Genomic DNA, 10254 nt, shown 5'->3' on the forward strand with positions numbered 1-10254 from the left:
GTCCTGAACCCCAACCAACAGACGGCGGCCAGACGCCAAACCCACGCGCCACCACCCCACCCCACTCCCGCGCACACCACCCACCAGCCCGCAGGCCGGGAAAGCACCCGCACCCGCCACGCGGTCAGCCCAGTGATGCGCTCGCCGCGCGCAGTTCCTCCAGGGCCGCCAGGGCGTATCCGGCGAGTTCGTCGTTGGCGTCATGGTCGCCCTCGGACCATTCGGCGTAGCCCCGTTTGAAGGCGAGGACGCCCAGCTCGCCCGCGAGAGCCGCGGTCGGATCGGGTACGCCGCGGGCGATCAGGGCGGTTGTCATCGCGGCCGCGAGGCTGACGCTTTTGAGGGCGTCGCGCTCCTGAAGCTCGGCGCTGGCGGCGACGGCCGCCTTCAGGCGAGGGGCGAACTCGCGATTCATGGCGCCCATCGCGCTGGAGGCGCGCTCAAGACCGGCCGCGACCGCCTCAAGCGGGCCGGCGTCAGCGGGCGCCTCGGCGATCCCCTCGGCCAGTAGCCGACTCAGCGTCTCCTGTCCGGCCACCAACAGCTCGCGCTTGTCGGGGAAGTGCCGGAAGAAGGTGCTTTTGGTGACTCCGGCGCGCTCGGCGATCTGCGCGACCGTCGTGGCGTCGTATCCCTGCTCGGTGAACAGATCGACGGCAGCCACGACAAGGCGCTCGCGCGCGCCTGGTTCCCATCGACCCATGGGTCCATCATATGCGATGGGACTCTTGTCCCATCACCCTGCTATGGTGACGGGACAAGAGTCCCATCACTTGCGGGAGAGTTCCATGCATGTCTTTGTCACCGGTGGCACCGGTCTGATCGGTTCCGCCGTCGTCGCCGAACTGCTCGGCAACGGCCACACCGTCCTCGCGCTCGCCCGCTCCGACGCGTCCGCGCTGGCCGCCGAGGTCGCCGGCGCCGAGCCGCTCCGGGGAGGCCTCGCCGACCTGGACGTCCTTCGCGCCGGCGTCGCTCAGGCCGACGGCGTGATCCACCTGGCATTCGCCAACGACTTCAGCAGCCCCGAGGCCCTCGCAAGGGCGGTCGCCGAGGAAAGCGCCGCCCTCGCGGCCCTCGGCGAGGAACTCGTCGGCAGCGACCGCCCCTTCGTCACCGTCTCGGGTACGCCCTATGCGCCCGGCCGCGTCTCCACCGAGGCCGACCCGGTGCCGACCGACGGGCCGGTCGGTGGTCGCGGCCGCGCGGTCACGGCGGTCCTGGGCCTGGCCTCGCGCGGAGTGCGGAGCACGGCCGTACGCCTGCCGCGCACGGTCCACAACCAGGGCACGGGCGGGTTCGCCGGTCTGCTGACCGGCATCGCACGCCAGACCGGAGTGTCCGGCTACCCGGGCGACGGCGCACAGCGCTGGCCGGCCGTGCACGCGCTCGACGCGGCAGTCCTCCTCCGGCTCGCCCTGGAGACGGCGCCGGCCGGGACCGCCTGGCACGCCGTGGCCGACGAGGGAGACAAGGTCCGCGACATCGCCGCGGTCATCGGCCGACGGCTGGGCCTGCCGGTCGAGTCGGTGCCATCGGAGACCTACGGCCCTCTCGGCCCGATCTTCGCGGCCGACCAGCCCTCGTCCAGCACACACACCCGGCAGGCCCTCGGCTGGGAACCGAAGCACCCCAGCCTTCTGGAGGACCTGGAGAACATCCAGCCCTGACTCGCGGCCGGGACGACTGGGCAGACCGGACAGACCCGCTGCCGGCGCTCACGCGCCTATCACCTGGCCCCCGCCCGCACCCGCGCCCGCCCTCAGTGCCGCGGCGCCCGGTACGCCTTCGGCAGGCGCATACCGCGCTCGGCCATGATGTCGCGCACGCGGTCGGGATAGTCGGTGATGATGCCGTCGATGCCCATGTCCATCAGCGCCTCGATCGTGGCGGGATCGTCACACGTCCACGGGATGACCTTCAGACCGCGCTTGTGGGCGTCGGAAATCATCTTCTTGTCGGGGTAGAAGCGGAAGTTCGGGTCCGCGATCGTGCCGTTCTGCGGGAAGCCGTAGTTCGGCGAGAGCGCGGTGACACCGGGGATGGCGGAGGCGGCCTTGACGAAGTCGCCGTCGTAGTCGTCGGCGTCTATGCCGCCGAGCCACGGGGAGGCGCCCGGCTTGCCGACCTGGAGGAAGTCGTAGTTCGTCAGCGCCACCAGCGGGTACTTCGGCGCCAGCTTGTGCATCTCCTTCAGCGCGCCCCAGTCGAAGGACTGGATGGTGACCTGCTTCTCGATGCCCGAGCGGTGGATCTCCTCGTAAACACGGCGGACGAACAGCTCGCGCGGAGCGGTCTGCTCGGGCGCGCCGGCCTCCACCTTGGTCTCGATGTTCAGCTTGACCTGCTTGGCCTTGTAGCTCTTGACCAGGTTGAGGACGTCCTTCAGCTCCACCATCCGGAAGCCCTTGATCTGCTCCTGCTCGGGATAGCCGGGCAGCTGCTGGTAGCCGCAGTCCATGGTCCTGATCTGGGCCAGCGTCAGGTCCTTGATGTACTTGCCGACGTACGGGTACATCGGGTCACCCGGCGCGACCGGCCCGGTGTCCTTGCACTTCTGGGCGCTGATCTGCCGGTCGTGGGTGACGACGACCTTCTGGTCCTTGGTGACATGGGTGTCCAGCTCCAGCGTGCTCACCCCGAGGCGCAGCGCCTTGCCGAAGCCCTCCAGGGACTCCTCGGTGGTCAGACCGAGGCCGCCGCGGTGGGCCTGGAGGTCGAAGTGCGTCTTCTGCGGCGGTACGTGATCGTGGTGACCGCGGGCCGTGGTGGCCTCGGCGGTCGCCGGGAGGGAGAGCGCCGGCACAACGGCCAGGGCAGCGAATGCATGCCAGAGGGACATCTGAACCTCGTCTGCTTCGGGCGAATTGGACTCGTTGACGCTAAGTCACAGGGTCCAGCGCGTACGAAGCCCGAACATGAGGGGATCGTGAACGCCGGCGCAACGATCCTTACCCACAAAAAGCCGTCGCCCCGGAGCGGCCCGCATATCGCGGGCGCTCCAGGGCGACGGTATTCAGATGTCAGACGTCAGTTGTCAGACGTCAGTTGTCAGACACCGGCCGGTTCCGGAGCCGGTTCGTTGGCCGGTGCGCCACCCGTACCGGCCGTACCGCCCGACCTCGCCTGCCGCTTCGCCGCCTTCTTCTTCGCGCGGCGCTCCTTGCGCAGCTCCACCATCGCGTACAGCGTCGGTACGAGCAGCAGCGTCAGCAGCGTCGAAGAGACCAGACCGCCGATCACCACGACCGCGAGCGGCTGGGCGATGAAGCCGCCCTCGCCCGTGATGCCCAGCGCCATCGGCAGCAGCGCGAAGATGGTCGCCAGGGCCGTCATCAGGATCGGGCGGAGCCGGTGACGGCCGCCCTCGACGACCGCCTCGACCACGCTCAGGCCCTGCCTGCGGTACTGGTTGATCAGGTCGATCAGCACGATCGCGTTGGTCACCACGATGCCGATCAGCATCAGCATGCCGATCATCGCCGGGACGCCCATCGGCGTACCGGTCACGATCAGCAGCCCGAGCGCGCCCGTGGCCGCGAACGGGATCGAGACCAGCAGGATCAGCGGCTGGATCAGCGAGCGGAAGGTCGCGACCAGCAGCATGAAGACGATCGCGATGGCCGCCAGCATGGCCAGACCGAGCTGTACGAACGCGTCGCCCTGGTCCTGCGAGACTCCGCCGATGGACGCGGTCGCGCCCTCCGGCAGATCCAGCGCGTCGATCTTCGACTGGAGCGAGGCGCTGACCGCGCCGGTGTTGTCACCGGTGGGCCTGGCCGTGACCGTCGCGGCGCGCGAGCCGTCGATCCGCGTCATCGAGACCGGTCCGGGAACCAGCTTCACGTCGGCGATCTGACCGAGCTTGACCGGCCCGAGCGGCAGGTTCTTCAGCTCGGCGATCGTCTTGGCCGGCTTGGCGGAGGTGATGACGATGTCGCGCTCGGTGTCGTCCAGGATCGCCTTGCCGGAGGCCGTGCCGCGTACGGCCTGGCCGACGGCGACGCCCAGCGTGGCATCGCTGAATCCGGCGTCCGCGGCCTTGGAGTTGGCCGTGACCGAGATACGCGGGATGCTCTGCGAGAGATCGCTCTGGACATCGGTGACGTCCTTGAGGTCCGCGACGGCGTCCCGTACCTCGTCCGCCGCCGTACGCAGCGTGGCCGCGTCGGCGGCCTTGACCACGACGCTCAGATCCTGGCTGCCGAAGCCGTCGCCCGCCGAGATCGTCGTCTCGCCGATGCCGTCGAGCCCGGCCAGCTCCTTCTCGATCCGGTCCTGCGTCTTGTCGAACGACGCGTTGTCGTCCAAGGTCACCTGGTACGACGCCTGGTTGGCGCCCGTACCGCCGCCGAAGGCCGCCATGAAGCCGGAGGAGCCGACGGTGACCTGGTAGTCCTTGATCTCGTCGATGCCGGCGAGGACCGTCTCGACCTTCTTCGCGGAGGCGTCGGCGGCCTCCAGGCTGGTGCCCGGGGCCAGCTTCTGCTTGATGGAGAGGACCTCCTGTTCGCCCTGGTCGAAGAAGTTGGTCTTGAGCAGCGGAGCCATGCCGAAGGTGGCGAGCAGGACCACGGCCGCGATGCCGACGCTGGTCAGCCGACGGCGCGTCGCGAAGCGCAGCACCGGTACGTAGATGCGCTGGAGCCGGCTGCGGGCCTCCTTCTCCTCGGCCTGGCGGCGCGCTTCCTCCGCGCCGACGCCCTCGGTCTCCTTGGGCGCGCGCAGGAACCAGTACGAGAGCACCGGCACCACGGTCAGCGAGACCAGCAGCGAGGCGAGCAGCGCCGCCGTCACCGTCAGCGAGAACGAGCCGAACAGCTCACCGACCATGCCGCCCACCAGACCGATCGGCAGGAACACCGCGACGGTGGTGAGAGTGGACGAGGTGACCGCGCCCGCGACCTCCTTGACCGCGGTGAGGATGGCGCTCTCGCGCTCCTCGCCGTAGCCGAGGTGCCGCTTGATGTTCTCCAGGACGACGATCGAGTCGTCGACGACCCGGCCGATCGCGATGGTCAGCGCGCCGAGCGTGAGCATGTTGAGCGAGAGGTCACGCGTCCACAGCACGATCAGCGCCAGCACGACGGAGAGCGGGATGGAGACCGCGGTGACCAGCGTGGAGCGGATCGAGGCCAGGAAGACCAGGATCACGATCACGGCGAAGAGCAGACCGAGCGCGCCCTCGGTGGTCAGTCCTGAGATCGACTTGGAGACGGCCGGGCCCTGGTCGCTGACGACGGTGAGCGTGGCGCCGGAGCCGAGGTCCTTGCGGAGGTCGGGCAGCTTGTCCTTGACCGCGTTGGAGATGGCGACGGCGCTGCCGTCGTTGTCCATGGTGGCCATGACCGCGAGGCTGGGCTTGCCGTTCGTACGCGTCAGGGACGTCGCGGCGGACGGCGTCTGCTCGACGGTGGCGATGTCACCGAGGCGTACGGGCTTCGCGGGCGCGGCGCCGGGCCGGCCGCCCTGAGGGATGATCCGCAGGTCCTGGATCTGCTCGATCGAGGTGAATCCGCCGCCGACCTGGACCGTACGGCTCTTGCCGTCCTCGGAGAACGAACCCGCGGGGATCGCGGCGCCGTTCGTCCTGAGCGCCTCGGAAAGGGCCATGGTGTTCAGACCCGCCGCGGCGAGCTTCTTGTCGTCGGGAGTGACGGAGACCTGGAGGTCGCGGACACCGTCGATGGTGACCTGTCCGACACCGTCGATGTCCTCCAGGGACGGTACGACGGTGCGCTCCAGCTGGTCGGCGAGCGCCTGCTGGTCCTTGTCGGAGGTGACGGCGAGGACGACGGTCGGGATGTCGTCGGTCGAGCCGGCCACGACCTGCGGGTCGACATCGCCCGGAAGCTGGGCGCGGGCGCGGTTCACGGCCTGCTGGACATCGGCGACGAGCTGCTTGGTGCCCTCGCTCCCGAAGTCGAAGCTGGCCATGATCAGGGCGTTGCCCTCGCTGGCCGTGGAGGTGATGCCGCTGATGCCGTCGACGGCCTTGAGCGAGTTCTCCAGAGGCTCGACGACCTGCTTCTCGACCACATCGGGTGAGGCGCCCTGGTACGGCGCGAGCACCGAGACCATCGGGAGTTCGATGGAGGGCAGGAGCTGCTGCTTGAGCTGCGGTATCGCGATCGCTCCGAAGACGATCGCGATGATCGACATCAGCCCTATCAGGGCCCGTTGCGCGAGGCTGAATCTGGACAGCCAGGACATTGGGGTCTCTCTTCTGTGGTGTACGCGGCAGGTCTGAGGTGGACGCGGCAGATGTGGCGCGGCGACCCGTCTCCGGGTGCCCGTCCCTGGGCTGTCCGGCTACGGAGCGCCCTATGGGTCGCCCGTCGACGGACGGATGCGGAAGGGATACGGAAAGGCTGCGGAACGAAACGCCTGGGATTACGGCCCCTCTATACGATCTGCCATCCGAAGGGGTGGACGCGTAGGCCCCAGGTCCATTTCCTTATCCGCCGCATACCGCGCCTGGAGTACGCGAGGGTGGGTGTTCACTCCACCCTTGGGCGTACCAGGCCCGATTCGTACGCGATTACCACCAATTGGGCACGGTCACGGGCGCCCAGTTTTGCCATGGCGCGGTTCACATGGGTCTTGACGGTCAGCGGGCTGACCGCCAGACGCTCCGCGATCTCGTCGTTGGAGTGGCCGCCCGCGACCAGGACGAGGACCTCGCGCTCGCGTCCGGTGAGGGCCGTCAGCCGCTCAGCGTTGACGGCCGGGTCCCGGCCGTCGGACGCCGTGCCGCTCTGCGCGAGGAAGGTGGCGATCAGACCCTTGGTCGCGGCGGGCGACAGCAGGGCCTCGCCGGCCGCAGCGATCCGGATGGCGTTGAGCAGCTCCTCGGGCTCCGCGCCCTTGCCGAGAAAGCCGGAGGCCCCGGCGCGCAGCGACTGCACGACATACTCGTCCACCTCGAAAGTGGTCAGCATGACGACCCGGACTCCGGCGAGCTCCGGATCGGCGCTGATCGTACGGGTGGCGGCCAGACCGTCCGTACCGGGCATCCGGATGTCCATCAGTACGACATCGGGCCGGGCGGAGCGGGCGAGTGCCACGGCCTGGGCGCCGTCGGCGGCCTCTCCGACGACCTCCATGTCGGGCTCCGAGTCCACCAGCACACGGAACGCGCTGCGCAGCAGTGTCTGGTCGTCGGCGAGCAGCACTCTGATCGTCATATGCCTGATATGCCTTCCCCGGAACGCGCCGTGTCCCCCGCCGGGGTCTTCACGGGCAGTATCGCCTGGGTGCGGAAGCCGCCGCCGTAGCGGGGTCCCGCGGTGAGCGTGCCGCCGAGCGCGGTGACACGCTCGCGCATACCGAGCAGACCGTGGCCGCCGCCGTCGGCGGGCTCGCCGGTGCCTTCGCCGTCGTCCAGCACCGTTATCTCCACGGTGGCGCCCACCCGCACGACGCTGACCTCGGCCTTGGCGCCGGGACCCGCGTGCTTGCGCACATTGGTCAGGGCCTCCTGGATGATCCGGTACGCGGCGAGGTCGACGGCGGCGGGCAGCCGGGCGGGATGGTCCGTGCCGTTCGCGGCGAACCGTACGGGCAGTCCCGCGTTGCGGAAGGTGTCGAGGAGCCCGTCGAGATGCTGGAGGCCCGGGGCCGGTTCCGTGGGGGCCGCGGGATCACCGGACTGCCGGAGCAGCCCGACGGTGGCCCGCAGCTCGCTGAGCGCGGAGCGGCTGGCCTCCCGTACATGCGCGAGGGCCTCCTTGGCCTGGTCGGGACGCTTGTCCATGACATGCGAGGCGACACCGGCCTGCACATTGACCAGCGCGATGTGGTGGGCGACGACATCGTGCAGATCGCGGGCGATCCGCAGTCGCTCCTCGGCGACCCGGCGGCGGGCCTCCTCCTCACGGGTGCGCTCGGCGCGCTCGGCGCGCTCGCGTATGGCGTGGATGAAGGCGCGGCGGCTGCGTACGGCATCGCCCGCGGCGCCCGCCATCCCGGTCCAGGCGAAGATCACCAGATTCTCCTGGGCATACCAGACACCGGCGCTGAAGACCATGGCGACGGCGGTGAGCACGGCCATGGTGGCGATCCCGACGCGCCAGGTGGTGGGCCGGTCGGTGTGCGCGGCGACGGTGTAGAGCGCGATGACGGTACTGAGGACGACGGGCGCGGGCGGCTGGACCACCATCAGTTCGAGGACGGTCGTGGCGCCGGTGCACAGCAGTACGGACATGGGCGCGCGGCGGCGGAAGACGAGCGCGCCCGCGGCGAGCACCATCAGGACGACGCTGAGGGCGCCGGGCGTACGGGTACCGAAGCTCGGGCCGTTGTGACCGCCGGGCGGTTCCGCGAACGATCCGACGATCATGCAGACGAGGACGGCGGCGGCGAGAGCTCCGTCGGACGCGCGCGTGTGCGCGCGTGTCCAGCATCGCGTCCGCGCGACCGCGGTTCCGAGGGATGTCACGTCAAGCAACGGTACGGGGCGCCGTCAACGGTACGGCGTGCGGCGACGGCCTGAGGTGCCCGGGACGGCGAGTGCCCCGCGCCGTCGGTGGCGCGGGGCACAGGGAGACGCTGGAGTGTGAGAAGTGCGGAACGTGCGAAAGAGGCGCTCCGGTCCGGGAGACCGGGCCGGACCGAGCGGCGGATCAGGGCCGGACCGAAGGGATCAGGCCCTCGTCGTCGAGCAGCGCGCGGACCTCTTCCAAGGTCGCGCCCGGCGCGGGCAGGATCAGCTCGGACGGCTCCAGGGCGTCGTCCGGCAGCGGCTCGCCGAGCTCGCGCACCGTGGCCAGGAGGGCGTGGAAGGTACGGCGGAAGCCGTCCTCGTCGCCGCCCCTGACCTCGGCGAGCAGTTCGTCGTCGAGCGTTTCCAGTTCGGCGAAGTGGCTGTCCGCCAGCTTCACCTGGCCCTCCCCCATGATCCGTACGATCATGACGAGTCCCTACTGCTCGGTCCCTACTGCCGGGACTGCCGGATCACTGCTTGTCGAACTTGCCCAGATTCGGCGGGGCGTCCTCTGGCTCGGCGGAACCGGACTCGATCGCCTGCTTCGGCGCCGAACCGCCCGCCAGCTCCGCCTTCATCCGCTGAAGCTCCAGCTCGACATCCGTACCGCCGGAGATCCGGTCCAGCTCGGCGGCGATGTCGTCCTTCGCCATCCCGGAGTGGTCGTCCAGCGCGCCGGAGGCCAGCAGCTCGTCGATCGCGCCGGCCCGCGCCTGGAGCTGCGCGGTCTTGTCCTCGGCCCGCTGGATCGCCATGCCGACGTCGCCCATCTCCTCGGAGATGCCCGAGAAGGCCTCTCCGATCCGCGTCTGGGCCTGCGCCGCGGTGTAGGTGGCCTTGATGGTCTCCTTCTTCGTACGGAAGGCGTCGACCTTGGTCTGGAGGCGCTGCGCGGCGAGCGTCAGCTTCTCCTCCTCACCCTGCAAGGTCTGGTGCTGTGTCTCCAGGTCGGTGACCTGCTGCTGGAGCGCCGCACGGCGGGAGAGCGCCTCGCGCGCCAGATCCTCCCGGCCGAGCGCCAGCGCCTTGCGGCCCTGGTCCTCCAGCTTGGTCGACTGGCCCTGCAACTGGTTGAGCTGCAATTCCAGCCGCTTGCGGGACGTCGCCACATCGGCGACCCCGCGGCGTACCTTCTGGAGCAGCTCAAGCTGCTTCTGGTACGAGTAGTCAAGGGTCTCGCGCGGATCCTCGGCCCGGTCGAGGGCCTTGTTCGCCTTCGCGCGGAAGATCATCCCCATACGTTTCATGACACCGCTCATGGGCTTCGCGCGCCCCCTTCTGACGGACTCCGCTTCCAGCACTCCAACAGAACCCACAGTACGGGCCCTGCCTCTATTACCGCACTGTTCGAGTGCGGATGCGCTCCTCCCCAAGGACGACTGCTCCCGGCCCCTGCTCCGGCGCAAGGAGTAGATGACCATCAGGGAGAGCGCCGACCGCGTCCTCTCTGTCCCGGTACGGTCGCACTGTCCTAGGTAAGGACGCGGGCCGTTGCGGGATCGTTCCCCGGCGGGGTGGGGTCCAACCACGACACCCCGTACCCTTGGGCTTTGTGTTCCGTAGCCGTTCCAAAGAAGAGAAGGCCCCCGCCACCCAGGTGACGCCGGACTCCTCCACGCAGCCCCGCGACCCGCAGGCCCCCAAGGGCCGCCCGACTCCCAAGCGGAGTGAGGCGCAGACGCAGCGGCGTCGTGCCTCCACGACGCCGACCGACCGCAAGACGGCCATGAAGCGCCAGCGCGAGGCGCGCCGCGTGGACCTGGCCCGCC

9 protein-coding genes are annotated in these 10254 nt (G+C 69.6%); 2 read left to right on the forward strand and 7 right to left on the reverse strand.

What is annotated here, in order from left to right; translation table 11 throughout:
• Window positions 1-124: 124 nt before the first annotated feature.
• The gene (locus GA0115259_RS24610) at window positions 125-703 is read right to left on the reverse strand and encodes a TetR/AcrR family transcriptional regulator (RefSeq protein WP_093601078.1); all 579 of its coding nucleotides are present in this window, start codon (window positions 701-703) and stop codon (window positions 125-127) included.
• Window positions 704-788: 85 nt separating this feature from the next.
• Here GA0115259_RS24610 and GA0115259_RS24615 point away from each other — a divergent pair, with 85 nt between their 5' ends.
• Window positions 789-1670, forward strand: coding sequence for an SDR family oxidoreductase (locus GA0115259_RS24615; protein WP_093601080.1), 882 nt, complete (start codon window positions 789-791; stop codon window positions 1668-1670).
• Between the two features lie 92 nt (window positions 1671-1762).
• Here the strand turns inward: GA0115259_RS24615 and GA0115259_RS24620 are convergent, their stop codons facing one another.
• From GA0115259_RS24620 to GA0115259_RS24645, 6 genes are all read right to left on the reverse strand, one after another.
• Window positions 1763-2842, reverse strand: coding sequence for a glycerophosphodiester phosphodiesterase family protein (locus tag GA0115259_RS24620; protein WP_093601082.1), 1080 nt, complete (start codon window positions 2840-2842; stop codon window positions 1763-1765).
• Window positions 2843-3051: 209 nt separating this feature from the next.
• Window positions 3052-6213 (reverse strand): efflux RND transporter permease subunit, encoded by a 3162-nt coding sequence (locus GA0115259_RS24625; RefSeq protein ID WP_093601084.1) that lies wholly within the window; start codon window positions 6211-6213, stop codon window positions 3052-3054.
• 287 nt (window positions 6214-6500) lie between these two features.
• A complete protein-coding gene (locus GA0115259_RS24630) occupies window positions 6501-7187 on the reverse strand; it encodes a response regulator (RefSeq protein ID WP_093601086.1) in 687 nt (228 codons plus the stop codon).
• Window positions 7184-8440, reverse strand: coding sequence for a sensor histidine kinase (locus GA0115259_RS24635; protein WP_093601088.1), 1257 nt, complete (start codon window positions 8438-8440; stop codon window positions 7184-7186). Before GA0115259_RS24635 ends, GA0115259_RS24630 begins: the two co-directional genes overlap by 4 nt.
• A 184-nt stretch (window positions 8441-8624) precedes the next feature.
• A complete protein-coding gene (locus GA0115259_RS24640; protein WP_093601090.1) occupies window positions 8625-8912 on the reverse strand; it encodes a PspA-associated protein PspAA in 288 nt (95 codons plus the stop codon).
• 43 nt (window positions 8913-8955) lie between these two features.
• The gene (locus tag GA0115259_RS24645) at window positions 8956-9744 is read right to left on the reverse strand and encodes a PspA/IM30 family protein (protein ID WP_093601092.1); all 789 of its coding nucleotides are present in this window, start codon (window positions 9742-9744) and stop codon (window positions 8956-8958) included.
• 293 nt (window positions 9745-10037) lie between these two features.
• On the opposite strand from GA0115259_RS24645, the gene GA0115259_RS24650 reads away from it, so the two are divergent.
• The coding region (locus GA0115259_RS24650; protein WP_141716677.1) for a DUF3043 domain-containing protein at window positions 10038-10254 on the forward strand (217 nt) is incomplete at its 3' end.

Origin of the sequence: Streptomyces sp. MnatMP-M17 (assembly GCF_900091995.1) — a bacterium.
Taxonomy (GTDB): Bacteria; Actinomycetota; Actinomycetes; order Streptomycetales; family Streptomycetaceae; genus Streptomyces.